The sequence below is a fragment of the Agreia bicolorata genome (genome assembly GCF_000938265.1).
Taxonomy (GTDB): Bacteria; Actinomycetota; Actinomycetes; order Actinomycetales; family Microbacteriaceae; genus Agreia; species Agreia bicolorata.
This window is the reverse complement of the sequence record NZ_JYFC01000003.1, coordinates 557,351-582,621: the sequence shown is the minus strand read 5'-3', so window position 1 is coordinate 582,621 and position 25,271 is coordinate 557,351. Positions and strand designations below refer to the sequence as shown.

Annotated in this window: 26 protein-coding genes and 1 riboswitch; of the genes, 15 read left to right on the top strand and 11 right to left on the bottom strand. The window is 66.7% G+C overall.

What is annotated here, in order from left to right; genetic code table 11:
* Positions 1–69 precede the first annotated feature (69 nt).
* From TZ00_RS09615 to TZ00_RS09605, 3 genes are all read right to left on the bottom strand, one after another.
* Complete coding sequence (locus TZ00_RS09615) at positions 70–348, bottom strand: circadian clock KaiB family protein (RefSeq protein WP_161793756.1); 279 nt, start codon at positions 346–348, stop codon at positions 70–72.
* A 5-nt stretch (positions 349–353) separates the two neighbouring features.
* Positions 354–2,108, bottom strand: coding sequence for a DUF7125 family protein (locus tag TZ00_RS09610; RefSeq protein WP_044441140.1), 1,755 nt, complete (start codon positions 2,106–2,108; stop codon positions 354–356).
* Positions 2,109–2,251: 143 nt separating this feature from the next.
* Entirely contained in the window at positions 2,252–2,794 is a 543-nt protein-coding gene (locus TZ00_RS09605; protein ID WP_152631135.1) for a hypothetical protein, read from the bottom strand.
* 132 nt (positions 2,795–2,926) lie between these two features.
* On the opposite strand from TZ00_RS09605, the gene TZ00_RS09600 reads away from it, so the two are divergent.
* From TZ00_RS09600 to TZ00_RS09575, 6 genes are all read left to right on the top strand, one after another.
* The gene (locus TZ00_RS09600) at positions 2,927–3,304 is read left to right on the top strand and encodes a bleomycin resistance protein (protein ID WP_044441135.1); all 378 of its coding nucleotides are present in this window, start codon (positions 2,927–2,929) and stop codon (positions 3,302–3,304) included.
* Positions 3,305–3,435: 131 nt separating this feature from the next.
* A complete protein-coding gene (locus TZ00_RS09595; RefSeq protein ID WP_052521444.1) occupies positions 3,436–6,513 on the top strand; it encodes an MMPL family transporter in 3,078 nt (1,025 codons plus the stop codon).
* Positions 6,510–8,453 carry a YhgE/Pip domain-containing protein gene (locus TZ00_RS09590; protein ID WP_044441133.1) on the top strand — a complete coding sequence of 648 codons (1,944 nt, stop codon included), beginning with the start codon at positions 6,510–6,512 and terminating at the stop codon, positions 8,451–8,453. The genes TZ00_RS09595 and TZ00_RS09590 overlap by 4 nt, the downstream gene beginning before the upstream one ends.
* A 27-nt stretch (positions 8,454–8,480) precedes the next feature.
* Positions 8,481–8,572, top strand: a riboswitch (TPP riboswitch).
* Positions 8,566–9,372: a hydroxyethylthiazole kinase gene (gene thiM, locus TZ00_RS19665; RefSeq protein WP_044441132.1), complete on the top strand. Its 807-nt coding sequence runs from the start codon at positions 8,566–8,568 to the stop codon at positions 9,370–9,372. (Overlaps the previous riboswitch by 7 nt.)
* A complete protein-coding gene (gene thiE, locus TZ00_RS09580; protein ID WP_044441131.1) occupies positions 9,369–10,022 on the top strand; it encodes a thiamine phosphate synthase in 654 nt (217 codons plus the stop codon). Before thiM ends, thiE begins: the two co-directional genes overlap by 4 nt.
* Positions 10,019–11,515: a bifunctional hydroxymethylpyrimidine kinase/phosphomethylpyrimidine kinase gene (locus TZ00_RS09575; protein ID WP_044441483.1), complete on the top strand. Its 1,497-nt coding sequence runs from the start codon at positions 10,019–10,021 to the stop codon at positions 11,513–11,515. Before thiE ends, TZ00_RS09575 begins: the two co-directional genes overlap by 4 nt.
* On the opposite strand, the gene TZ00_RS09570 is transcribed toward TZ00_RS09575, so the two are convergent.
* On the bottom strand, positions 11,512–12,900 hold the full coding sequence (locus TZ00_RS09570; protein WP_044441129.1) for an FUSC family protein: 1,389 nt from the start codon (positions 12,898–12,900) through the stop codon (positions 11,512–11,514). The two genes, TZ00_RS09575 and TZ00_RS09570, sit on opposite strands and share 4 nt — an antisense overlap.
* Before the next feature lie 202 nt (positions 12,901–13,102).
* Here TZ00_RS09570 and TZ00_RS09565 point away from each other — a divergent pair, with 202 nt between their 5' ends.
* Positions 13,103–13,534: a MepB family protein gene (locus tag TZ00_RS09565; protein ID WP_044441127.1), complete on the top strand. Its 432-nt coding sequence runs from the start codon at positions 13,103–13,105 to the stop codon at positions 13,532–13,534.
* A gap of 13 nt (positions 13,535–13,547) precedes the next feature.
* Here TZ00_RS09565 and TZ00_RS09560 read toward each other — a convergent pair whose 3' ends face one another.
* On the bottom strand, positions 13,548–14,144 hold the full coding sequence (locus TZ00_RS09560) for a hypothetical protein (RefSeq protein ID WP_044441125.1): 597 nt from the start codon (positions 14,142–14,144) through the stop codon (positions 13,548–13,550).
* A complete protein-coding gene (locus tag TZ00_RS09555; protein WP_044441123.1) occupies positions 14,141–14,797 on the bottom strand; it encodes a hypothetical protein in 657 nt (218 codons plus the stop codon). Before TZ00_RS09555 ends, TZ00_RS09560 begins: the two co-directional genes overlap by 4 nt.
* A gap of 339 nt (positions 14,798–15,136) precedes the next feature.
* Between TZ00_RS09555 and TZ00_RS09550 the strand changes: the two genes are divergently transcribed.
* The 4 genes from TZ00_RS09550 (at position 15,137) to TZ00_RS19955 (ending at position 18,526) form a co-directional block, all read left to right on the top strand.
* On the top strand, positions 15,137–16,111 hold the full coding sequence (locus TZ00_RS09550; RefSeq protein WP_044441482.1) for an alpha/beta hydrolase: 975 nt from the start codon (positions 15,137–15,139) through the stop codon (positions 16,109–16,111).
* 82 nt (positions 16,112–16,193) lie between these two features.
* On the top strand, positions 16,194–17,225 hold the full coding sequence (locus tag TZ00_RS09545) for a helix-turn-helix domain-containing protein (protein WP_044441121.1): 1,032 nt from the start codon (positions 16,194–16,196) through the stop codon (positions 17,223–17,225).
* Between the two features lie 81 nt (positions 17,226–17,306).
* Positions 17,307–18,269: an NAD-dependent epimerase/dehydratase family protein gene (locus TZ00_RS09540; RefSeq protein WP_044441119.1), complete on the top strand. Its 963-nt coding sequence runs from the start codon at positions 17,307–17,309 to the stop codon at positions 18,267–18,269.
* A gap of 86 nt (positions 18,270–18,355) precedes the next feature.
* Positions 18,356–18,526 (top strand): hypothetical protein, encoded by a 171-nt coding sequence (locus TZ00_RS19955; RefSeq protein WP_161793755.1) that lies wholly within the window; start codon positions 18,356–18,358, stop codon positions 18,524–18,526.
* 79 nt (positions 18,527–18,605) lie between these two features.
* Here the strand turns inward: TZ00_RS19955 and TZ00_RS09535 are convergent, their stop codons facing one another.
* The 3 genes from TZ00_RS09535 to TZ00_RS09525 all read right to left on the bottom strand — a co-directional run bounded on the left by TZ00_RS09535 (position 18,606) and on the right by TZ00_RS09525 (position 20,658).
* Positions 18,606–19,424: a hypothetical protein gene (locus TZ00_RS09535; protein ID WP_152631134.1), complete on the bottom strand. Its 819-nt coding sequence runs from the start codon at positions 19,422–19,424 to the stop codon at positions 18,606–18,608.
* A gap of 147 nt (positions 19,425–19,571) precedes the next feature.
* Positions 19,572–19,982, bottom strand: a complete 411-nt coding sequence (locus tag TZ00_RS09530) for an META domain-containing protein (protein WP_084606020.1) — start codon at positions 19,980–19,982, stop codon at positions 19,572–19,574.
* 58 nt (positions 19,983–20,040) lie between these two features.
* Positions 20,041–20,658 carry an ATP-binding protein gene (locus TZ00_RS09525; protein ID WP_044441113.1) on the bottom strand — a complete coding sequence of 206 codons (618 nt, stop codon included), beginning with the start codon at positions 20,656–20,658 and terminating at the stop codon, positions 20,041–20,043.
* Between the two features lie 29 nt (positions 20,659–20,687).
* On the opposite strand from TZ00_RS09525, the gene TZ00_RS09520 reads away from it, so the two are divergent.
* Positions 20,688–21,221, top strand: a complete 534-nt coding sequence (locus TZ00_RS09520) for a DUF6278 family protein (protein WP_152631133.1) — start codon at positions 20,688–20,690, stop codon at positions 21,219–21,221.
* Between the two features lie 101 nt (positions 21,222–21,322).
* Here the strand turns inward: TZ00_RS09520 and TZ00_RS09515 are convergent, their stop codons facing one another.
* Entirely contained in the window at positions 21,323–22,405 is a 1,083-nt protein-coding gene (locus tag TZ00_RS09515) for a CobW C-terminal domain-containing protein (protein ID WP_044441109.1), read from the bottom strand.
* 50 nt (positions 22,406–22,455) lie between these two features.
* Here TZ00_RS09515 and ykgO point away from each other — a divergent pair, with 50 nt between their 5' ends.
* Complete coding sequence (gene ykgO / locus TZ00_RS09510; protein ID WP_044441107.1) at positions 22,456–22,578, top strand: type B 50S ribosomal protein L36; 123 nt, start codon at positions 22,456–22,458, stop codon at positions 22,576–22,578.
* 30 nt (positions 22,579–22,608) lie between these two features.
* On the opposite strand, the gene TZ00_RS09505 is transcribed toward ykgO, so the two are convergent.
* Entirely contained in the window at positions 22,609–23,148 is a 540-nt protein-coding gene (locus TZ00_RS09505; protein ID WP_044441106.1) for a MarR family winged helix-turn-helix transcriptional regulator, read from the bottom strand.
* Between the two features lie 275 nt (positions 23,149–23,423).
* Between TZ00_RS09505 and TZ00_RS09500 the strand changes: the two genes are divergently transcribed.
* Positions 23,424–24,302 carry a transketolase gene (locus TZ00_RS09500; protein ID WP_044441103.1) on the top strand — a complete coding sequence of 293 codons (879 nt, stop codon included), beginning with the start codon at positions 23,424–23,426 and terminating at the stop codon, positions 24,300–24,302.
* Positions 24,302–25,264: a transketolase family protein gene (locus TZ00_RS09495; RefSeq protein ID WP_052521442.1), complete on the top strand. Its 963-nt coding sequence runs from the start codon at positions 24,302–24,304 to the stop codon at positions 25,262–25,264. The genes TZ00_RS09500 and TZ00_RS09495 overlap by 1 nt, the downstream gene beginning before the upstream one ends.
* Positions 25,265–25,271 lie beyond the last annotated feature (7 nt).

The following is a 25,271-nucleotide window of genomic DNA, read 5'->3' as shown; positions in this document are numbered from 1 at the left end:
CGTCGTACGGTCGTGACCAAGAGTAGGCATCCGGGCCGCTGTGAAGCTGCGAATAGACCGCCGCGCCGGTCAGGCAGCGGCGAGAAGCGACCTGACCTCGTCGATTTCGTGAAGGTCTCCCACGATCGTCGTCGTCGTGGTCGACGTCTCGACGATGAGGCTCGGCGTGAAATAGACCTTGTAGCGCAGCGCGTAATCGGGCTGCTGAAGCACATCGATGACACGGACGTGCGAGGCCTCTGCCAGACCGTCACCGATCAGAGTGTCGAGGGTGGCTCGCGCCGATCGCGCGGCCGACGATTCTCCCGCCACGAGCAGGGTCAACTCGGCGCTTCTCGATGTCGACATCTCAGTCATTTCTGGTTTGCCTCGCCTTCGTTCGCGAGGTTGCCCGACCTGCGAGAGGCCACACGGGCCTCCAGCGCCGTTGCCGTCCGCTCCAGAGCGCCGTCTCTCGTCGATCGCAGCCGCTCGAGATCTCGGCGACGCAGGTCGACCTCGTTGCCGAGACCCGAGATGCGGCCTTCGAGCTCTGCCATCGACGCGAGGATCTCCGCCTCCCCCCGCTCGTACTCCACGGAACGCAGCCAGGCCGCTGTGCGATCCTGTTCTTCTTTCTGAACGCGTGCCGAGCCGAGTAGCACGTCGCCGTCAGCGGCGTACGCGGGACGCAGCTCGATACCGTCCGATGTGATCACGAGCTCTCGCACCTGATTCGTATGCGCGGTTGCCCTCGACTTGACGATCGTCAGCGCCCGGTTGCGCTCCCCTCCGTTCGCTATGTAGGTGAGGTGAATCCAGTTGTCTGCGATCGTCGAGATATTGCTATTCGTCGCCTCATCATCGAGCGACGCAGCGCCGTGAAGCAGTGACGTGAGCAGCACGGTGACCCCGCGCTGGCTGAGGCTCGTCAGAAGATAGCTGAGCGCCTCCTCGACGAATGGCTGCCCCGAGCTGGTCAACGCCGACACAGGGTCGATGACCACCGCGTTCGCGCCGAGCTCGTCGACCGCGCGGATGATGCGCAGCGCCGACTCCTCCGGGGTGCCACCCGCCGCAGACTCCTCGAGAATGCGAAGGCTGCCGTTCTCGAGCGGCTCGCGGAACGAGTAACCGACGCTGGAGGTATGCAGCTCGAGCTGGGCGCGCACCTCATCGAAGCTCACATAGAGAACCCGGCCACCGCCCTGCACCACGGCGAGCGAGAATGCAGCGGCGAGGGTGCTCTTCGATGTTCCGGGCGCGCCGGAGAGGAGGGTTCTCGAGCCCACCAGGTATCCCCCACCCAAGAGGGGGTCGAGCTCCTCCACGCCCGTCGGCATCCGCTCATCGGGCCGCGACCCGGAGACGCTCGTCGTGGAGTCTTCGAGCACAAGACTTGCGGCGACAACGACGTCGACGCCGTTGTGCGTCATCACGACGGGAACGATGTGTCCGATGTGAGCGGCCCCTCGGTACTTGGTCACCTGGAGAGTGCGCGAGATGGTGTTGCCGGTCTGCAGACGATCCAGCACCAGAACGCAGTCCGTCTGGTAGTCGAGGATCTCAGCGCGGGTGCGTGCGCGCTCGTTCTCGGCGCTGGCCTTCGCCGTGATCAGCACAGTGAGGCCCTGGCTGCGCACCCAGTCGGTGAGGCGCAAGAGCTCTCGCCGCTCGTCCGCTTCTTCGAGCAGCAGCGACAGCAGCGCGTTGAGTCCGTCGAGCATCACGATGGTGGCGCCCGACGCGTCGGTCACGGCAAGCAACGTGGCGATCAGCCCTTGCATATCGAATCGCCCAGATATGTGCAGATCAGTCGGCACCCCGGTCTCGAGTACGATCAGGTCATCCTCGGGAAAACCATCGGCGCCCCAGGAGAAGCCGGCCATGTCTTCGAGAACGCTGTCGGCCGTCTGCTCGAAACTGATGAAGACCGCACGTTCACCCATGCTCACCCGATGGGCGAGAATCTGCAGACCGAGCACAGTCTTTCCGGCACCCGCTGCCCCGAAGATGCTGATCACGCGCCCTCGCGGCAGCCCCCCGCCAGTGATGTGATCGAGACCAGCTATGCCCGTTTCGAGAACCGACCGTGCTTCGACTTCGTGGAACTGCGGTTGCTCGTCCATGTCATCCGTTCATTGATGTCAGGCAGTCCTCCAGGGTGCCCGGTCTCGTGATACTACCTGGAGACAGTAAGGTCATGCCCTACGCAGCGTAAATTTTGCGGCGCGACGTTGTATAAAAAGCACGCAACCACCCGAGTCGAGGTTCACGGATTGTTGCCGTTCTCTCCCGAGCCGAGTCCGCAGGTCTCGATGGTCCAGGCGATGAAGGCCTGGTAGTTGGGATCGGTCATGGCGCTCTGCATCGACTGCGACTGGGTGAACCGCGGGTCGAGCCCCACGTCGGAGACCAGGGTGTCGGCGGGGAACTGCGCGAGGATCCCGGCAGTCTCGTCGGTCGAGATGGCGAACACCTCTGCGCCCGCCGCGATCTCAGAGCTCACGTCCGTCATCGGTAGCAGCGCCCGAATGGCCACGCCCTGCGCCTTGACCGCCTCGAGGTCTTCGCCGACCGTGCCCGCCTTCGCCGCCGACGCCGCTCCGTTCGCTGCACAGAAGGTCGCGTAACGATCTTCGCCAGACCCGGCGGATGCGTCGGGTGTCGCAGTCGGGGTCGGTGTCGCCGAGGCAGATGGCGGGGTGGAGGTCGGGGAGTCAGTGACTGCCGAAGTGGAGCATCCCGCGAGCGCGGCGGCGATGAGTGCGGCGCTGAACAAGAGAGCGAGCCTTGCTGGTCTCGGCGATGTCACGGGTGAGAACCTCCTCGATGTCGTCGCGCTCAATTTTGCCGCACCGACGCGGCACGCGCAGCATTGTGACCCCTCGTTCGGGGGGATTATCGAGGAGTGGCCCCAAAGCATCCACGTCGCTAGCCTCGTTTTATGACCGATCACGCCGCACCGAACCTGCCGTCTCGTGATTTCAACGTCACCGTCGCCTTCTACGGCGCGTTCGGATTCGAGCCGAGCTACCGAAGCGACGAGTGGCTTATTCTGCGCCGCGGCGATCTGCAGCTCGAGTTCTTCCCCTTCGCCGACCTCGTTCCCGACGAGAGCTCTTTTATGTGCAGCGTTCGAGTCGACGATGTCGACGAGCTCTATCGGCGGATCAAGCAGACCGGCGTGGAGGAGAAGTCGGCGGGCAGACCGCGCCTGCATCCCGTGACGATGCAGCCGTGGGGTCTGAGAGCGGGATTCCTCATCGATCCTGACGGAACACAACTGAATCTCATCGAGAACAGAGCAGCCGACTCGGTGTGACCGGCCTCGGCGGAGATTCGTGATGCCTCGTCGCGTCTGAGTGCCTGCTCCGGTATCGTGGGCATGCCCCGTGGCCGTAACCGCGCGGCGCATCCAATGGGTGCAAGCGCTCACCGGGGGACGTGCTTTTCATGGCAACACTGCTCTATTCGATCGGGGCATTCTCCGCCCGCAGACACTTTCTGATTATCGCGGCGTGGCTGCTGCTGGCCGTGGCCGCACTCGGCGGAGCGCACGTTCTCAACGGCCAGATGCAACAGTCGGTCGAGATTCCGGGAACCGAATCGCAGACCGCCATCGACATGCTCGAGACGCGGTTCCCGCAGGCCAGCGGCGGCAGCGCAAAGGTGATCTTCGAGGCGCCCGCGGGCGACGACATCGACAACTACTCCTCCGAGATCAGTGCCATCTCCAAGAACCTCGGTGCCATGCCCAATGTGGCGAACGCCGCGGACCCCTTCGCCTCGGGCAACTCCAGCCAGATCTCCGCCGACAAGTCGCTCGCCTACGTCTCGGTGCAGTACGACGTGCCACAGACCTCGCTCACCCCGGAAGCCGAGGAGAACATCCAGAGCGTGGGCAATGCCGCCGAGAAAGACGGGCTCACCGTCTCATACGCCGGAGTCACCCCGCCCGCGGCCGCCTCCGATCTGAGTCAGGAAGCGATCGGCCTCGGCGTGGCCTTCGTGATTCTCGCCATCACCTTCGGCTCGCTTCTGGCGGCTGGGATGCCCTTGGTCACCGCCCTGATCGCCGTCGCCATCTCGAGTGGCGGCATCGGCATCTTCTCGGCCTTCGTCACGATCTCGTCGACAGCACCCGTGCTCGCCGAAATGCTCGGCCTCGCCGTGGGAATCGACTACGCCCTCTTCATCGTGTCGAGACACAGAGCGCAGCTGGCCACCGGCATGGCGCCCCGAGAATCGGTGGCTCTTGCCACAGCGACGGCCGGCAGCGCGGTGGTGTTCGCCGGCCTCACCGTGATCATCGCCCTGCTCGGCCTCTCGGTCGTGGGCATCCCGTTCCTCTCTGTTATGGGCGCGGGCGCCGCGTTCGGCGTGGTCATCTCGATCGTCATCTCTATTACCCTGCTGCCTGCGATACTCGGCCTCTGCGGCAAGCGCATGATCCCCCGGGTGCGCACGCCCAAGGCGCCGAAAGCCTCCAAGAACACGTCTAAGAAGCCGGCCACGCGCGCGCCGCGACGCCCGCGCACCGAGGAGACGAGCATCCGGCACCGCTGGGTGACCATGGTGACCCGACGCCCCGTGATCACCGTCGTCGCCACGGTGCTGGGCCTCGGTCTGCTGGCCGTGCCCGCCCTCGGCCTCAAGCTCACGGTGCCCGATGCGGGCTATGACGCCCCCGGAACGCAGGCGCGCGTAGCGTACGACCTGCTGGCCAAGGGCTACGGTCCCGGATTCAACGGTCCGCTGCTCGTGACCGCAGACATCAGCGGCACGCTCAAGATCGAGGATGCGCTCAATGCCCTCGAGAAGCAGTTCACCGGCGTGGCCGACGTGGCCGCCGTAAGCCAGGCGGTTCCGAACCAGGCGCTCGACATGGCGATCATCTCGATCACCCCGTCGAGCGCGCCAGACTCCGACGCGACCAAGGCTCTCGTCACCAGCATCCGCGACATGGAGCCCGCCTTCGAGAAGGCCAACGACTTCGGCTACATGGTGACCGGCCAGACCGCGATCGCGATCGACATCTCGGGCCGCCTCGGCAACGCGCTGCTGCCCTTCGCGCTGGTGGTGGTCGGCCTTTGCATCGTGCTGCTGACCATGGTGTTCCGCTCGCTGGCGGTTCCCCTCACGGCGACCCTCGGCTTTCTGCTCTCGGTGGGCGCGTCGTTCGGCGTGGTCACCGCGGTCTTCAACTGGGGCTGGCTCGCCGATCCGCTCGGCGTCGAGAAGGTCGGCCCGGTGATCAGCTTCATGCCCATTCTCGTGATGGCCGTTCTCTTCGGGCTCGCCATGGACTACCAGGTCTTTCTCGTGACCCGCATGCGCGAGGACTACACGAAGACCGGCGACGCGCATCGCTCGGTCATCGATGGCTTCACCGCTTCTGCACGCGTGGTCACAGCCGCCGCGCTGATCATGTTCAGTGTCTTCGCGTCGTTCGTTCCCGGCGGAGGCGCCGTGCTTCAGCCGCTCGCCGGCGGCCTCGCCGTGGGCGTGCTCATCGACGCCTTCATCGTGCGCATGACCCTCATTCCCGCCCTTATGGCGCTGCTCGGCGATCGGGCGTGGCATCTTCCGGCGTGGCTCGACCGCATCGTGCCGAACGTCGATCTCGAGGGCGAGAAAGTGCACGAGCTTCTGGATGCCCGGGGCTGGCACCCCGAGGCCAGCCCGGCCCCGGCCGCGCCCGGCTCAGACCCGGACGGGCAGGCCGACGCGGCCCCGGCCGCGCCGGCCATCGAGGCTCGCGACCTCGTCATCGCCGGCCTCTCCCCCGTCGATATCGACGCAGAAGTCGGCAACGTCCTGCTGTTCGCCGGCGCATCTGTTGCCGCGCGCATCGAGCTGCTCGCCGCGCTCACCGGCCGGGCCCGACCCGTCTCGGGCCACCTCACGGTGCTCGGCAAAGCGCTGCCGTTCGACGCCCACGCGCTGCGCGGCCAGAGCGAACTCGTGCTCGCTCAGCCCGCCGAGCCACTTACCGTGGGCCGCTATCTCACGTCTCAGATCGCCATGGATGCACCGCGCGGCCACCGCGCGGATCGTCGCGGAATCGCGCACCGCATCCTGCCCGCCCTGCTCGCCGCGGTGAGCGACGAGGTCACCGGGGGCACGGCATCCGATGGACTGCCCGCAATCAACGAACCCGCCGACGCCCTCCGGAGCGCAGGCGCACGGCGCGTGACCGACAAGACGCCGCTGCACGAGCTTTCGGGTGAGCAGTTGCTCGCCGTCGACGTGGCCATCGCGCTCTCGTCGGGCCGGCCGCTGATTGCTGTCGAGACGAGCGCGCTCGAGCCGCGGCACGCATCCGATTTTGTGCTCGCCCTCGCCGAGGCCGCGCCTGCAGACGTCACCCTCGCGATCGCCCTCGCGGCGAGCGCGACCGACGCGAGCGATGCGACCGGCACGACACACCAGTTCGACCCAGAAGCCCTCGGTCGCATCACGCACCTCGTCGAGCTGAGTCTGGCCGTCAACGACCCGGCGCACGACCTGAACGGAAAGGTGCTGGCATGAGCGCGCTCACCGGCCTGCTGAACGATGCAGACTCACGTAGACCGCGCTGGCTGCGCGGGGCACTTCTCGCCCTGGTCCTCGTGGCTCCGCTGGTGGTGGCCGGTGTCGCGGTCACGGCGATGACGCCGACGACACCGACTGCGGCCAACGGCGTGCCGACCCTGCCTGCCGCGATCGTGAACCTCGATACTCCGATCGACAGCAAAGCGGGCGGAAAGTCCACGCCCGTGGCCGCCGGAAAGCTGTTCACCCAGCAGCTGGTGTCGGGCGACGACAGCGGCTTCGACTGGACGTTGACCGACCCGTCCGCCGCAGCAGCGGGCTTGTCCGACGGCCTCTACTCGGCCGTGGTGACGGTTCCGTCGAACTTCTCGGCGGCATACATCTCAAGTACGGGCGACACACCCGTGCAGGCTCAACTCGAGGTGCAGACCAGCAGCGCGCAGGGAGCGTCGGCGCAGGCACTCGCCTCGGCACTCGCCCGGAGTCTGCACGAGAGCCTGGCGACCACCTTCACCCAGGGCTTCGTGTCTCAACTGCTCGTGGGCTACACCGATCTGCACGACCAGCTCGGCACCGTTGCCGACGGCGCCGGCACCCTCGCCTCGGGCGCGAGCCAGCTGGCCACGGGCCTGCAGCAGTCGGCGACCGGCACCGCGCAGCTCGACGCTGGCGCGCAGCAGCTGTCGAGCGGACTCTCTGCTGCCGCCGCCGGAGCCAGCGCGCTGCCCGACGCCACCCAGAAGCTCAACGCCCTGGCCGGCGTGACCGTCGACGGATCGACGCTGCTCACCTCAGGGCTGGGCGACACGGCCCGCAAGGCCGAGGCCCTTCAGGCGAACCAGCTGCAACTGCGCGGCGAGATGGATGCATTGCGCCAGGTCATCGACGGCATCGACACCACCACAGACCCGGCCTTGGCGCCCCTCAAACTCGAGCTGCAGCAGAAGCTCGAGGCGGCGCAGCAGACGGCGGACACCACCGAGGCGCAGGCCATCGGAATCGGAATCGACCTCGACGCGGCCACCCTCGGCTCGGGCGTTCTCACCGAGGCGAACAAGCTGCTCGCAACGGGCACCGGCGCCCTCGCCACCAACACGCCCGAGTTGAGCAATGGGCTCACCCTGCTCGCCGGCGGAGCCTCCGAGCTGGCGGCAGGAACCTCTGCGCTGAACACGGGAACCGCGGCGCTGTCGAGCGGCGCAGCCCAGCTGTCAAGCGGAACCGGGCAACTCGCATCCGGCCTTCGCACAGCCGCCAACGCCGTGCCCAGCTACACCGACGACCAGGAGAAGACCCTGTCGATGGTGGTGAGCGACCCGATCGTCACGACGACCAGCGACACCACCGCAGCACCCGCGCCGAAGACCGCGATATCGATCGCCGTGCTGCCGCTCGCGCTATGGATCGGCGCCCTCGTGCTGTTCGTCCTGCTGCGTCCGTTCCCGCCGAGGGCCCTGCTCTCGGCCGCGTCGAGCTGGCGCATCGGAGCTCGCTCGTTCGCGGTCGTGGCCGCGCTCGTTCTGGCGCAGGCCGTGCTCGTTCTGATCTGGCTTGCGGCCTTCGGCGTATCGCCTGTTCACCACGCCGGCAGCGTGCTCGTCGTGCTCGGAATCTCCCTGGCCTTCGTGCTGCTGCACCAGGGGCTGGTGGCACTCTTCGGCCGCATCGGCTGGGCGATCTCACTGGCGGTCGTCGCCCTGCAACTCGCGGCGGCCGGCACGCTCTTCGTGCGAGCGGGAGCCGACAATCCGCTGCAGTCACTGGTCGGCAGCCTTCCGCTGGCTCAGGCGACCCGGGCGCTGCAGGCACTCGCAGCCGGCGACGGAGGCTGGGATCAGGTCGGCTCGGCGATCGCGACGCTGGTGATCGCCGGAGCCGTTGGCGTGGCGCTGACGCTGGTGGCGATCTCGCGGCGCCGGATGCAGCCGCTGCCCTGATCGGAGACTTTGCTAGGCTGGCCGCAATTACGTGACACGGGGTGCCCATCCGGGCTGAGAACACACCCGTCGAACCTGATCTAGTTCGTACTAGCGAAGGGATGTCGCGCTTATGCGCACGTCAACACCATTTATCGAATCCACCGTCGATGCCCTCGAGCAGGTGCGGCTGACCAGCCCGCTCGTGCACTGCATCACCAACAGCGTGGTCGTGAACTTCACGGCCAACGCCCTGCTCGCCGTGGGGGCCGCGCCCGCGATGGTCGACATTGTCGGCGAGGCCGGGCCGTTCGCAACCGTCGCATCCGGGTTGCTGATCAACCTGGGCACGCCCACGCCCGAGCAGCGCGCCGCGATGATCGAAGCGCAGGCCGGAGCAGCCTCAGGCAACACCCCCTGGGTGCTCGATCCCGTGGCCATCGGGTCACTTCCGGTGCGCACGCCCCTCGCGTACCGGCTGCGCGATCTGCACCCCACGGTCGTCCGCGGCAACGCCTCCGAGATCATCGCGCTCTCGGGCATGGGCGCGGGTGGCCGCGGCGTCGACGCGCTCGACTCGGTCGAGGCCGCCCTCCCCGCCGCGCGTTCACTCGCCGAGACGACGTCGGGCGTCGTCGCCGTCTCCGGCGCCGTCGATCTGCTCACCGACGGCGCGCGCGTGATGCGCATCGCCAACGGCGACGCGCTGCTCACCCGCATCACGGGCGGCGGATGCGCGTTGGGCGCCGTGATGGCCGCATTCCTTGCGGCCCACGACGACCGCCTGGCCGCGACGGTCGCGGCGGTCACCGTCTACACGGTCGCCGCCGAGCTTGCCGCGGAGAAGTCCGGAGGCCCTGGCAGCTTCGGCGTCGCCTTCCTCGATGCCCTGGCCGCTGTCGACGCAGACGACATCGCCGCGCGAGCGAGCATCTCGTGACGCTCGATCTGTCTCTCTACCTCGTGACCGACACGGCCCTCGCCACGGCGGCCGGGCATCCGATTCTCTCGGTCGTGCGCGAAGCCGTCGCGGGCGGCATGACCGTCGTGCAGCTGCGCGAGAAGAACGCCACGGCCCGCGAGTTTCTCGACCTGGTGGGCCGAGTCGCCGATGAGGTGCCCGACGAGGTCGCGGTGATCGTCAACGACCGAGTGGATGTCTTTCTCGCCGCCCGCAGGCTCGGCGCGCGGGTAAGCGGAATGCACCTCGGACAGTCCGATCTGCCGCCCGCGATGGCGCGAGAACTGATCGGCCCCGACGCCGTTCTCGGACTCAGCGCATCGACGCCCGCGCAGCTGCTCGAGGCGGAGAACGACCCCGGCGCCGTCGACTACGTGGGCATCGGAGCCCTGCACGCGACCACGACGAAGACCGACGCGCCCCGGCCTCTGGGGCTCGAGGCTTTCGCGGCGCTGGCCGCATCCACCCGCTTGCCGGCCGTCGCGATCGGCGGCATCGGCCGGGAAGATATCGCACCGCTGCGCCGAGCGGGAGCCGCGGGAGCCGCCGTGGTGTCGGCCATCTGCTCGGCGCCCAACCCCCGCGACGCCGCCCGAGAGCTGGCGAGCGAATGGAGGAACGCCCGATGAGCGCAGTGCCGACCCGCGCCGTGCCCCGGGTACTCAGCATCGCCGGCACCGACCCCACCGGCGGCGCCGGAATTCAGGCCGACCTCAAGAGCATCGCGGCGAACGGGGGCTACGGCATGGCGGTGGTCACAGCCCTCGTCGCACAGAACACCCGCGGGGTGCGCTCGGTGCATGTGCCTCCCGTGACGTTTCTTCGCGAACAGCTCGATGCGGTCAGCGACGACGTCGAGATCGACGCGGTGAAGATCGGGATGCTCGCCGACGTCGACGTGATCGGTGCCGTGCGCGAGTGGCTGGTTCGGGTGGCGCCGCCCGTCGTGGTGCTCGACCCGGTGATGGTGGCGACCAGCGGCGACAGGCTGCTGCGCGCCGATGCGGAGGGGGCCCTTCGCGAGCTGGCCCGGCTGGCGCACGTCGTCACGCCGAACATCCCTGAGTTGGCCATTCTGGCCGACGAGCCGCAGGCGACGACGTGGCAACAGACGCTCGATCAGGCTGCGCGCGTGTCGGCGCGACTCGGCGTGGTGGTGCTGGCGAAGGGCGGCCACCTCGATCACGACACAGCGCCCGATGCCCTGGTCGACGCGACCGGCTCCGAGCTGCTCGTGACCGTCTACGACGCTTCGCGCATTGAGACGACGAATACTCACGGCACGGGGTGCTCGCTCTCTTCTGCCTTGGCGACACGGCTCGTCGGCTTCGCCTCGCCGGCCCGCGCGGTCGGGGAGGTGAAGCGCTGGATCAGCGAGAGCATCCGGGCCGGCGGCGACCTCGCGGTCGGCGGCGGCAACGGGCCGATCCACCACTTCGCGGGAATGTGGCAGCGCGCCGGGCTCGAGACCCGGCCCACGGCCGACGAGATTCGAACGGAGTGGTGGGACAGCATCCGAACGGTGCGCGAGCAGATCGATGCGCTGCCGTTCGTGCTGGGCCTGGGCGACGGAACGTTGCGCGAAGACGTCTTCCGCGGCTACCTGGCTCAGGATGCGCTCTATCTGCGCGACTACGCACGTGTGCTGGCGATGGCGAGCGCACTGGCTCCGACCGTCGCCGAGCAGGCGTTCTGGGCGGCAGCCGCAGAGGGCTCGATCACCGCCGAGCTGGAGCTGCACGACTCGTGGCTCGCCGACGGCGCTTATGACGGCACGGTCGCAGACGACGCGACCACCGCGTACCTCGACCACCTGCTCGCGCGGTGCACCGAGGGAAGCTACGACACGCTCATCGCCGCCCTGCTGCCGTGCTTCTGGCTGTATCAAGACATCGGCCTGCGGCTGCTGCCTCGATCGCACGACGCGCATCCCTATCGATCGTGGATCGAGACCTACGCCGACGCGGGCATTGCCGAGGTGACCGAGGCTGCGGTCGAGTTCGTCACGCAGGCTGCCGCCCGCGCCGACGATCGGGGTCGCGAAGCGATGCGGCAGGCGTTCGTGCGCTCGGCCGAGCACGAGCTGGCGTTCTTCGCCTCGCCGCTGGCGAAACAGACCTAGTTCGCCGTTCGAGAGGCGACACTCAGCGCGGTGCCCAGCGCGGCCGGGTCGCGGAGTGCGCGCCGTGCATCGCGGATCGCCCGGCGGAAATCGCTGTCGACTGACGGCGGCGAGGCGATGGCCGCTGCCGCTATCGTGTGCGTGTCACGCACCCACTGCGCACCCTCCGGAGGCGGGCGACGCACGATCGCGAGCACGCGAGCCGCCTCCCGCAATGATGCGCTGGCCTGGTCGAGTTCCCGCAGATCCGCTTCAATGCGATGCTGCGTGGCGGCACGCTCGCTCGGCCCCGCAGCCTCGAGGCGCTCCGCCACGGCGGAGAGCACCGGTCGCAGGCGTGAGCGCACCACGTCAGTGGTGCGTACCGGCAGGAGGAGGCAGACGGGGAGCAATCCCACCGTGACGCCGATAGCGATCTCGACCAGACGCATCCCGATGAGTGGTGAGGCTTGCCCAGTGAGGTGATCGAGCAGAGTCAGGGCGACAGTCACCCCGAATGCCCACACCGCGTAGCTGACCTCTCTGAAGAGGATGCCGACGCCGATCGCCGCGAGCGCGGCGAGGACCAGAACAGTCGAGTCTCCAGGGCCGACGGCGAGCGGCACGAGGGCGAAAACCGAACCCGCGGCGGCGCCGAGCAGGCGGTGCAGACCCTTGCTCACGGCATCCGCTCTGCCTCGCGGCAGGTAGGCGACGATCACCGCGCTCAGCACGACCCACGCCCAGTGTGTGCCGAACCCCGCCACACCGATCACGAAGGCAAGAGTGAGCCCGACGCCGAGCTGGAGAGCCGAGCGCGTGGTCGCGGAGGGGCGAAGTCCGCCGGTCGGGCGTGAGGATGCCGGGGTTGCCGGGCTTGCCGGGCTTGCCGGAGGCACAACGGGCGAAGGAAGCACGCCGATGCGCTGCACGACAAGTTGCACCGCGGTGACGACCACCCACGCAAACACGGCGATCAACAACGGCTCTGCGACCGCGAGAACCGGGCCGTGGTCTCGGCCCGCACCACCGGGGAGAAACAGCACGGCCAGGAACGGTGTCGCGGCGAGTCCACTGAAGCGCTTTCCCAGATCGCCGGTCTGTCTCAGAAGCACCGTGCCGACCAAGACGAGCACATAGACCGCAGCGCCGAGAACGAATTGCACGTGCAACAGCGTGCCCAGGCCGATCGTGGCCAAGCCCAGAAGAGGCAATAACGCGAGAGCCTCCAGACGCTCACGGCCATGGCGCCCCAGCTGGCTACGGCTCAACGACGAGCCCAAAGTGATGCCGAGCATCACAGGCGCCGGCTCCGGATCGACGACCAGCAACACGGCCACGATGAGCGCCACTGCGAACAGAGCGACGCTACCCCTGACCAGCTTGGCCCGGATCCCTCGATGCATGACGCAACGCTATACCTGCGCGGTGTCTGTTCAGCTGAACGAGTCCGAGCAGTGTTTTTTAGAGAGTTGCCGAGGCGGCGCGCCACTGTTCAGGAGAACTGCTTCGAATCGCGCGACTTCGCGCGCCGTTGGCCGGTTCCACCTGAGTTGGAGCGCAGGGCACCGCAGGAGGCCTTCGTTGTGGGTGGGATAGCTTGGCTGGGTGCAGTTCAGAGCGTTCGAGGCCTATGCGGCCGAGGTGGGGACGACAGTTTCGGTGACTCCCGAGACGCAAAACAGCGACTACGAGTCGGGAATCGCGCAGATCGACGGTGAGGCCTGGCGTATTCGGACCGCACGAAACACTCCGACTAAACCAGGCGCGTTCGTGGCCTTCTGGCAGCGGGATGAGGACGGAACGACGACACCGTTCAGCGATGACGATCTCGCGGCGGGCCTGCTCGTCTTTGTAGAGCAGCAGGGCAGACGCGGCGTATTTCGGTTCGGCCGTGCGCATCTCGCCGAACTCGGAATCACGTCCGGGGCCAAGAGCGGCAAGCGCGGGTTCCGCGTTTACCCGAGCTGGTGTGCGGGATTGAACCCACAGGCCACGGCCACGCAGCATGCTCAGGCGTCGGCGTTTCAGGAGTATTGAGCTCTCAGCCGACCTAGATACGCGGCACGAGCCCCGGGCGCTTGCGATGCCTGCGCACCGCGAGAACGGTCCCGAGTATGGGAAGCCCAGCAGCGAAGATCCAGAAGATCACGATGCCCGCCACCCACACGGCCTGCGCGATCGTGCGGCCACGCTCTGCATCCTGCAGTGTCTCTTCAGTCACCGGGTCGATGCTGCCCACGGGACCGTTCCGGACCGAGCGGGGCGGATCGTCGGCGATGACGAGAAAGGACTGCTCGGCCGGGTACTCGCTCGAGGGCGGAAACCCCCATTGCTCGCCACCGGTGAAGGTGACGGTCTTGCCTGGCCGGCCGTCGGCATCCGGAATCACGACCTCGTAGTAGCTCGTGGTCATGGGCAGGCCAGACGTGGTGTCGACCTCCGAGAGTGTTCCCGTGACCACGACGCTGCGGCCGATCGCATCGCGCTGAAACTCGAGCCCCATCTGTGCGATGTCTTTGTTGAAACCGAGAAGGGCGAGAACGATCATGCCGGGAATCAGCATGACGGCGAAGAACACCCAGACTGGCCACGAGGGCAGCGAGCGCGTGGGCTTGCGCATCGGCGGCAGGGGAGGAAGAGCGCTCATGCGCTGGCCTCTCCGGCCACGAAGCGGTGCTCTCGCCACGACGCGATGCCGTCGAGCGCCGACTCGAGTACCTCGCGGCGACTCGCGTAGCTCCGAGGACTCGGCGAGTGATTGAGCGACATGAGCAGCGAGAGAATCAGCGAGTCGCCCTTATCGCCGTTCGGCCCGAGAACCTCGATGACGAGTTCGATCTTCTTTCCTCTACGCACCACTCCGACCCGGCCGATCGAGTTCCAGCGCAGAACGATCTCGGGTCTCGTCGGCTCGGCTCTGCGGTGCAGACCGATCGCCGTTTCGGAGACGACCACAACCATCGATGCGACGACGGGCCCGGCCAGGCGACGGCCGAGCAGCTGCTGCAGCGAGGCGCGCAGTGCGCCGGAGACGCCGAACTCCATCACGACGGCTCGCGGAAACTGCGCACGTATCGCCGCGAACCGGCGAGCAGCCATGGCCTCGTAGACGAAGAGAAAGATCACGAGCGGCACAACCACGACCGAGCCGAGAAAGAGGGTCGCCGACAGCGGGTAGTCAGGCGGATCCGCCATACGAGACGAGTTCTTCACTGCCCAGCCGGCAAACGCCGCCAGGGGCAGAATCAACGGGATCAGCAGCAGGTACCAGGCAGCGTAGCGCCATCTCCACTGGGTCATCGAGCTCCTCCGTCAGGCGGGCCGCCGGCTGCGTGCCCTCCATCGACCCTATCGACTGTGCTTTACGACCCGAGCGGAGGCAGGACTCGCCCTCATTCAGGAAAAGTGGCCCGTATCAGGCCTGTTCGCACGCGGACACCCGGTTTTGCCTGCGTTGAAGCGCGCGCCTGTCGGCAATCGGGACACGCCGCACGTGGTCGCGACCCTCGCGGCGGGCAGACCCGCCAGACGGCAGGTGGCCGCATCCATTCGCGTGCAAACGGCGGTAGAGGTGCGCCTCCGCGACACGTCAGGATGAATCAGGCCACACAGTCGTGGCCGCGACCAATGGAGGTCACTATGACAATCAACACTCACCCCTCTCCCCCGTTCGATGTCGAGCTGGGCGCTGTGCTCGCCGCCATGAGCGAGATGCTCCCCTCCACTCTGACTCCCGAGATGATCGGCCCGATGCGCAGCAGCGGTTTCGGCGCCATCCCCATCGACGAACTCATAGGCGACCGCGAAATCCGGCACGAGGAGCGCATCGTTCCCGGGCCGGCGGGAGCCCCCGATATCGTGCTCTCTCTCTTCAGCCGCACGGACCATGTCGCAGGCGGCCCGGGGATTTACCACACCCACGGCGGAGGCATGGTCGTCGGTGACCGATTCACAGGAGCGGACGAATTTCTCGCCTGGGTGCTCGAGTTCGACGCGGTCGTTGCATCGGTGGAGTACCGGCTCGCGCCCGAAAATCCCGATCCAGCGCCCGTCGACGACTGCTACGCCGGGCTCGTGTGGTTTGCCGACCACGCCGACGAGTTCGGGGTCGATCCCGGCCGCATCGTCATCGCCGGAGCGAGCGCTGGAGGCGGCCTCGCCGCCGGCGTCGCTCTGAAGGCCCGCGACCTCGGCACGCCCGCCCTTGCCGCCCAGCTGCTCATCTACCCGATGCTCGACGACCGCAATGAGACCGTCTCGAGCCACCAGGTCGATGGTTTTGGCATCTGGGATCGTGGCAGCAACGACACCGGCTGGGATGCTCTGCTCGGCGCGCGCCGCCGCACAGACGCGGTCTCGATCTACGCCGCGCCCGCCCGCGCGACAGACCTCACCAGCCTGCCGCCGGTCTTCATCGACGTCGCCAGCGCCGAAGTATTCCGCGACGAGGATGTCGCGTACGCGGTAAAAATCTGGGAGCAGGGCGGTGTGGCCGAGCTGCACGTGTGGCCCGGCGGATTCCACGGCTTCGACGCGATGGCACCGCAGGCAGCACTCTCGATTCAGGCACGCGCCGCTCGCGTGGCCTGGCTCCACCGCGTGCTCGAGGCCTGAGTAGGCGGTGGATCTCTGCCCCGCCACCGTCGTCGCAGGGCTAGGGTGGTGGGGCAGAGACACCGACCAGTGAGCAGCGAAGATGCAGGAACTCGTGGGTCGCCTGACGGCACTTGACGCCGAGGCGACGGAAACCCTGAAGGTCATCTCCTATTTCGACGCCCTGATCGACGGCCGGGCGGGCGTGGATGTGCTCTTGCGCGGCGCGGCCGTGCTGAGCGGATGTGCAGCCGGATTCCACGCAGAGGGCCGAACCCGTCGGGTGGAGGCGTCAGGCATCGTCGACACCCGCTCGCCTGGCCCGCACCACAGAGGAGCCGACGGTGTCGATGGATGGGCGTCGCAGCCGTTCGGCGACGATGGCAAGGCCTGGATCGAACGCGATGGCGCACCGCACGCGAACGATCACATGATCCTGGAACGGCTCGCCATCGCGCTCGATCTGGCCGTGGATCGCACCTCGCCATCGGCGGTGTCACGGCGGGCCATCGAGACGCTGATCGACGCCACCACCACCGATGAGGCGAGGATCGGGGCCGCGACGCGACTCCACCTCGATGCCACCACCCCGTACCGGGTGCTCGCGAGCCCCACATCCCACGGTCACATCAGGCCGAGCGCCGTGATCGGAACGAGCGCCGGGCCGGTTCGGGTGTCGCTGTGTGCCGGTGCGGATGCGGATGCGCCACTGCCCGAACGCGCGGGCGTCGGTGTGGCGGCTCGAGCACACGCCCTCGCCTCGTCATGGTCGTCGGCTCTCATCGCCCTGAGGCTCACGTCGGCGCGCGCACCGGTGATCGAGGCCGATGACCTCGGCGGCCTGCTTGTACTCGCAGCGGCAGCCGATTCGTCAGGCCCGCCGACTCCCGACGTGATCGCCGTGAGGGCACTCCTGCGGGCACAGCCGCAGATTGAGAATCTTCTCGACGCGATCGCCGAGAACGACAGCTTGCGCGCGATAGCCCTCGAACTCGGGCTGCACCACTCCACCGTGCAGACGAAGGTGGCACATGTCACGCAGTCTCTCGGCTTCGACACCCACACTCCCGCCGGCCGCGTGCGTCTCACTCTCGCACTCGCACTCCACCGCCTCGCCACGACGCGCTTCGATTGAACGATCCGGCGCCCCATCCCAACGGTTGCGCCCTTGGCGAAGCGAGCGACATCGCCTAAGGGCGCACGCTTGACTGGGTTCATGCGACGAGTGCTTGTACTGGGCGGAACGGGATGGCTGGGGCGCGAGATCGCACAGCGAGCGGTGGCCGAGGGGGCGGATGTCACCTGCCTCGCTCGCGGAGAATCGGGTGCGGTTCCCGACAGCGCGCATCTCGTGCGCGCCGATCGTCTGTCGCCCGAGGCATACGACGAAGTGACCGGCGAGTGGGACGACGTCGTCGAGCTCTCGCACGATCCCCAACTCGTCGGCCCCGCCCTCGACGCGCTCGCGTCTCGCGCCGCGCATTGGACGCTCGTGTCGAGCGTCTCGGTCTACAGCCGAAACGATGAAACGGATGCCGACGAGTCGGCCGCCGTGGTCGAGCCCCTCGACGTCTCGGAGTACGCCGATGCCAAAGTCGCCGCGGAGCGCATCAGCCTCGAGCACCTCGGTGACCGCCTGCTCATCGCCCGGCCGGGACTCGTCGTCGGCCCCGGCGACCCGAGCGACCGTTTCGGCTACTGGCTTGCACGGTTCAGTCGCATGGGACCCGCGCTCATCCCCACGACTGCCCACCGCTTCGTGCAGGCGATCGATGTCTCCGACCTCGCCTCGTGGATCGAGCGCGCCGGCCGCGATCATCTGACGGGCGTGGTCAACGCTGTCGGCGAGGTCGTGCCGATGTCCGAGTTCTTGCGCGCCGCAGCCACGGTGGCCGGCCACGACGGCGAGCTCGTCGAGGTCGAAGACGAGGTGCTCTTGGCTCGCGACGTCCACTACTGGGCAGGGCCGCGGTCACTGCCCCTTTGGCTTCCTCTCAGCGACGCGGCGTTCGCACAGCGATCCGGGGCCGCCTACGTGGCCTCGGGCGGCATCCGGCGGTCGCTTCACGAGACGCTGTCGCGCGTGCACGCCGACGAACTCGCGCGCGGCATCGACCGGCTGCGCCGCTCGGGCCTCACCGCATCCGACGAACAGGACGTCCTGAGAGCAAGTCGCTGACTCCATCGAAATGGTTGCGAAGAAGTGGCCGCATCCAGAAACTGCTGGCCTAACGTGGTGATATCACCGTCTCGTGAGGGGAAATCGTGCAGTTTGACGGATACCTGCCCGAGGGCGCACCCGATCCGCGCGTCGCTCAGTCAGCGAAGGTGAAGCTCCTGGTCAATCGGTTTCGCGCGGAGCGGGGGCTTGCAGGCATCGACCCCCACCCGTTCGCGGACCATCTCACGGAGCTCGTGGTCGCGGCACCGCTCTAATTCAGGAAAAACGCTCGAAATCGAGCAGTTCTGCACGCGGAGGGTCGGATTTGCCTGCGACGTAGCGCGTTGCGTCGGATCAGGTTCCGCTGCCATCGAAGAATGCGGCGAGTGCGGGCGCGGTGTCTGCCACCGTGTCGAGGTTGGCCAAGAGCAGCAGCCCGAACACAGGAAGCAGCAAGGGCAGAACGATACCGGCAGCGGCCAGGATGCGCCGGATTCTCCTGTTCTCGTGCGGCTGGCGCGCACGCTGCACCCACAGCATCACCGTGGTCGCCACCAGCCCTGCCACGACGACCAGCAGGCTGACCACGAGGGCGGCGTGATACACCCGGAAATCCTCAAGCAACGCTGCGGTCGCCGGGGAGTACGTACCCGATGCGAGCTCCGCACGCACCTGCTCGATCGCGGGCGTGGCGTCGCCGGGAAGGAAGGTCAGCACAGACGTCAGCGGCGCGATCGCGCCCTGAATATTCGCTATCACGACCAGCAGCGCCAGGATGGGCATCCATGCTCCGACCACACCAGCCAGCGCCCACAGGCTTCTCCCAACGCTGGAGCTGGCGCGGGCCGCGCGCGACCAGATGTGGCACCCCGCCACGATCAGCGCGGCCAGAAGGCCGAGCGCGAGAACCGCTTTGACGACGTGAAAGACGAACCAAAATGAGACCGCATCCGACAGCGCCGCGCCGGGACCAGCCGCGCCTGACGTGATCCACAGTTCGAACCCGGCTGACACCTGCCCCGGTAGCCCCACTATCGCGAGCTGTCCCCCAGATGACCATTCCGCCACGAGGGACGGAACCGCAGCAACCCCCAAAACCAAAGCAGCCGCGACCAGAACCCACGGGACTATGCGACGCCTTGATACCCCCACCTCCACCGACACAACCGACATGCTGATCTCCTTCCTCGTCGTGAGACCGAATCGGCCCACAGTGACGGTAGAAGGTTCGAGCCCGACCGCGCGTCCTACCCAGAGACGACTGCGATGCCCTGGGGTCATACCCAAGAACCACGCACGAAAAGGTTCAGTGCGTGCGCTTCACGACTCGCTCTTGTACAGCTTGCCAAGTTGCGTGCCAGCCGAGTCGGTCAGCACGAGGGAATCGCCGTCAATGTGCGCCATCGTGACCTTCTCCAGCCACACGTCTTTGGAGCAGGCAACCTCGGTGGCGCTGGTGAAGCTCAATGTGGCGTTGGCGTCTGACACTGAAAAGGAACCGTTCCATGTATTGCAACCGTCAAAGCCGACAAAGTCACCGTTCTCGTCGAACGCGATGCGCGTTTCACCCGTGTCGTCCGATGTTTTCCATTGGCCGGTGAACGAGATAGGGGCCGCGCTGGGGGTACCGTCCGGCACCGCGTCGGGAGTGCATCCCGAGAACATGAGCGCCCCAAACACGGCACCAACAATCATTGCCACGGAGATACGTCCGCTTCGTGAAATCCTCATGATGGGCTCTTCCCGTCGTTCGGTTAACCGATAACCTACTGGCTCTTTCGCTGCCGACTCACCGTGACTGCACGATGACGTCGAGGTTCCTGAACCCGCTGAGCAATGATCCGAGTTCGGCCAGATCCAGGCCAGCGACCACGCGCCTGTCGAGCTGACGCAGGCGCACGGTCGTCCCGCTGCCGCTCCACTGCTTCACCTCCACGAGGTCTGCCACAGGCACCCCGCGCTCATACGTCTGAGACCACGCGCCATCGTGCCGACGGTTCTCATGGATGAGCTGCTCACACGACGCCGCCACGGCGGACATGCCGCGGCGGGGCTCCCCATCGGGAAGGACGGGAGAGTCTTCGCGCCCAAAGAATCGGATGTCTTGCGTCGCCATGATCGGCTTTCTCACTGCAACACCGTCTGCGTCTCTGCGCGTGTCGGTTCCACGCCCGTCGTCAGCAACGCTGATCTCGGAGTCAGTCACCTCGATAAGAACACGACCGATCCGCTGCTGATCTGCAGCTTCGTCATCGGCGTACGCCACGATTTCGAGCACCATGTGCATGAGCTGCGGGCATCCGACATCTCCCACGAGCTCTCGAGCAGCATGAAGATGCGCGAAATCGACGTCGTCGGCCCATTCATGAGTCGTCGCCACCCATGACTCGCGAGGTGAATTCGCCATGGTCAATTATGGCAAGGAGGCATCCCGGTGTGCCGCTGGAATTCATACAGCCGCGACTTCTCGTACGCGAGGCATCCCTTGACAGCACCCCGGGATCGGCAGATGGTGGATGGGTGAATCGGTCGCATCGCCAGCCCACTCAGACCCTTCCCCGTGGCATGGTCCGCCGGTACACGAGCTACGAGGCAGCCTCAGCCGACCCGGCATCCGGGGTGCCGGTCACAGACGTCGGTGGCTATGACGCGCTCATCGCTGCCGCCGAACAACACGGAGTGAGCCTCGAAGTGAGCCGTACCGGACTCTCCGCACTCGATGCCGCGATAGGGGTTCTTCCCGAGGGGCTGGAGGAAGCGGTGGCAATGTACTTCGGCGATGTCGTCATCCGTTCCATACCTGGAAGCCAATGGAGAGTCATCCGCGACGGCCAGCCCCTCGTCGAGGTGCCGGGAGGCGCCATGTCCGACGTCATGGCTGTCGCGAGATCCCGGCTCGCCGACAGCCGACACGCGCTCGTCGACGTGCTCGACCACCTAGCTGAAGTCGCCGACCACTCGGGTACCTGACCGTTGTCGTGGCAGCGCTCTAATTCAGGAGAATCGGCCGAAATCAGGCGGTTCTGCGCGCGAAGGCCCGGATTTTCCTGCGATGCAGCAGCCCCTCCGCCTCAGTGGCGATGCTCGACCACCCACTCGGGAAACGGATCAACGTATGTGGCCCATACCTCGGGCCCCGCCGCCAACTCCTCGGCCGTCAGCAAGCACCCCGACAGCGTCCGTTCGAGCGCGATCTCGTCAAGTCCGGGGCCGAAGAACGCGATCTCCTGACCGATCGGCGAGTCCGCGCTCCAGCTGAGCATCTCGGTCGGCTCCAGGTCGAGCACATTGCCGGCGGTCGCCCACGATCCGACCCTGCCGCCGCGCGTCGCCAGCCGCACGAATCCTCGCGAGCGCGCGATGCACCCGACGTTCTCGGGCGTCAGACGCAGAGTCACCGCGGCGTGCAGCCGACCCGGGTGAAACGGTCGCGGATCGCGAAACACGAACGTCGAGCACGCATCAGACACCGGATGCGCGGGCGCACCCTCCACGAGCTCCCGTTGCCAGCCCATCGAGGCCCCCAGTCTGCGAGCACGACCGCGCACCAGCAGCCCTGACAGCTGCCGGGCGTGCGCCACGTCGAACGGCGTCAGCACAAGAGCCGACGGCGCCATTCGCGCAAGAAGCGCCAGCACGAGGCGGGTGTCCGCCGGCGCAGCCGCATCCGGAGCGTCTGTCAGAACGATCATGCTGGCGAACTCGAGTCGAGATGCCAGGCGCCCGGGCGAGGTGAAGTCGTCGCCCTGCGCAGACGCCTCGGACGCCCAACCGAGAAGCTGCTGCCCCACCTCGCGCACCGATGTCACGGCTACGACGTCGCGAATACCCACGGGCACCCGCGGTCGACGAGCTTCGAGCATGTGCTCGAGCACCAGCGCGATCTCGACGATATCTGCGCCAGCCTCAAGCACCACCACGGTGTTGCCCGTGAGGCCGTCGTCGTAATCGGATGCGAGTTGCTCGGCGAGTTCGACGGCGAACGTGGCGTCGTCGTCGCCCCCGACTTCGAGCTCGACGGGAGATTCCGAGACGGCGCAGCCACTGAGGATGGCGGCGATCTGCTCGGCTCGGAGCCGATCGCTCGACGAGACGAGCGTGACGGCGAGACCGGCGATACGGGCGATCGGGCGGCTGTCGGAGGACTCGTACATAGTGAGCTACTGTATGTGAGAATCGTTCTCAATAACAAACGGAGGTCGCTGTGAAGGTCCGCAATTCGATCAAGTCGATGAAGAAGATGCCCGGCTCGCAGGTCGTCAGGCGGCGCGGTCGCGTGTTCGTGATCAACAAGCTCAACCCGCGCTTCAAAGCTCGCCAGGGATAAGAGGCTCGAGCGCAGTTCTCTATGCGGGGATCAGTCGTCGCTGTCGACCGGCGCGCTCTGAGTGGGAGAGAGGTCGGGCGTCCGTTGCAAGAGGCGCACCAGCAGGTGGTTCAGCTGACTGATCTCATCGGGGTTGAGATCGCCGAGAACGATCTCTTGACCCTGCATCGAGATCGGCTTCATGCGATCGTGCATATCGGCGCCCGCACCCGTGAGGTACAGATGGCGCGACCCGCGCTTGCCGTCGGCGGGCACGATGAGCTCTCGCGCGATCAGGGTGTTGACGCTCTTGGATACGATCGCCTTGTTCATTGCGACGAACTCCGAGATCTCGGTCGACGTGGCTCCTGGCCGAATCGAGATCGCCGAGATCACCCGCCAGTCGTTCGTGCCGAGGTTGAAGGCACTCCGGAGCAGTCGGGACTCGCGCCAGACGAGCGCGTTCGAGATCAAGTGGAGAAGGCGTGGCGTGAAGGCCTCGCTGTCGAGAGCGTCTGCCAGTGGGGTGGTGACGACGTCGACGGGGCCCACGACCACCGGATCGGCCGATTCATCCAGCTCGTCAGTCAACCGCACTCCAATCCTGCGCCGGGTCATTGCGGAATCCGAGAGGCGAGTCTAGTCACGGTCATCGAGCACCCCTCTGTCGTATCGCGCGAGTTCTCCACACTGCCAGTCTGCACCCATAAACATGTTTAATTGCATTCCTGTTTACTTGTAAACCTGACCGTGATACTGTCGCCTCGTCGGGTTCCCGAAGCACGGGCCGACCACAAGCGAATGTCGATGAAGACCGCACAGTGCCGGTGACTCGTCGACGCCAATCAATGACGAGGAGGCACGCGATGGCGCAACCCAGCCTGCAGAACACAGAGAATCCGCACACCGTCGAAGAGCTGGAAAACCTGGCGTTCGAGCTGCGATCGAAGTTGCTGCACCTGTGCGGCACGTATGAGGGCGCCGTGCACATCGGAGGCGATCTCTCGTCGGCCGACATTCTGACCGCGCTCTTCCATCACGGGCTCCACGTCGATCCGACCGACATCGCCAACCCGACGCGCGATCGGTTCCTGCTCAGCAAGGGGCACGCGGCAGTCTGCATGTACATCGCGATGTCGATGCGCGGATTCTTCTCATACGACGGGATCGTCGACACCTACGGGCAGCTCGACAGCGCCTATGGGATGCACCCGTGCAAGGTGCAGCTGCCCGGAGTCGAGGCCTCGACCGGCTCGCTCGGACACGGTCTGCCCCTCGCGGTCGGAATGGCGCTGAGCGCACGAGGCCGCGGAGAGAGCCATCGAGTCGTCACCCTGATGGGCGACGGCGAGACCGGTGAGGGTTCCGTGTGGGAGGCGGCCATGGCGGCGAACTCCTACGAGCTGGGCAACCTGGTGGCCTTCATCGACCGGAACCGTCAGCTGATGACGAGCTTCGACGAGGAGCGCGTCTTCCTCGAGCCCTACACAGACAAGTGGGCAGCCTTCGGTTGGAACGTCGTGCACATCGATGGACACGACATGGGTGCGCTGGTGCAGGCGATAGATGCCCTCCCCGCCAGCGACAGCCGAAAGCCGACCGTCGTCGTGTGCGAGACCGTCAAAGGCAAGGGCGTCGACTTCATGGAACGCAACCTCGCCTGGCACGCCGGGTCGCTGGGCGCCGCAGACCTGGATCGTGCGATGGCCGCACTCCAGGCATCCCGAGAGAAGGAATCCGTCTGATGCCCGTCACCTTCACCTTCGGAGAGATGCTCTCCGCGCGATCCGTCATCGGAACGACACTGGCCGAACTCGGCGAAGACTACGACAACCTGTGGGTGCTGACCCCCGACATCGGGGCGACACTCGTGGAGTTCCGCGACAAGTACCCGGAGCGGTTCGTTGACGTCGGGCTCGCCGAGCAGGCGTGCGTCGGAGTCGCCGCGGGCCTCGCATACGACGGCAACATCCCGGTCGTCTCGGGGATGCTCCCGTTTCTTTCGATGCGCGCGCTGGAGCAGGTGCGCAGCGACGTCTGCTACCCCAACCTGCCGGTCAAGATCATCGGCACCCACGGCGGTCTCGTCGGCAACGGAGGCTCGACCCACTACGCGGTCGAGGATCTCGCGCTGATGTGCGCGCTCACGAACATGACCGTCACGTCGATCGGCGACCCGCTCATGGTCGGCGAGGTCATCCGCCAGTCCATGACGATGCAGGGTCCGATCTACATCCGTCTCGCCGTCGGCAAGAAAGATAAGGTGCTGTACGAGCCGGGCGAGCACGAGATCCGCATCGGCAAGGGCATCATCGCGCGGCAGGGCACGGATGCGACGATCTTCACGCACGGCACCGTGGTGGCGCAGGCGCTGGATGCCGCGGCCGAGCTCGCGAAGGACGGCCACTCGGTGCGCGTGGTCGACATGTTCACCCTCAAGCCTATCGACGAGGAACTCATCGCGCAGTGCGCGGCCGAGACAGGCGGACGCTTCGTGATCGTCGAAGACCACCTCGCCTACGGTGGTCTGGCCTCGCGTGTGGCCGATGTGGTCGCCGACCGGGGCATCCACCTCACCGCGTTCGAGCGCCTCGGAATCCCTCAGGTCTACGCCGGCTTCGGCGAAGACGAGGAGCTCCGCGACAAGCACGGCTACGGGCTCGCGGCGACGATCGCCGCGACCCAGCGCGTTATCGCCGCGGCCTGACGCATCC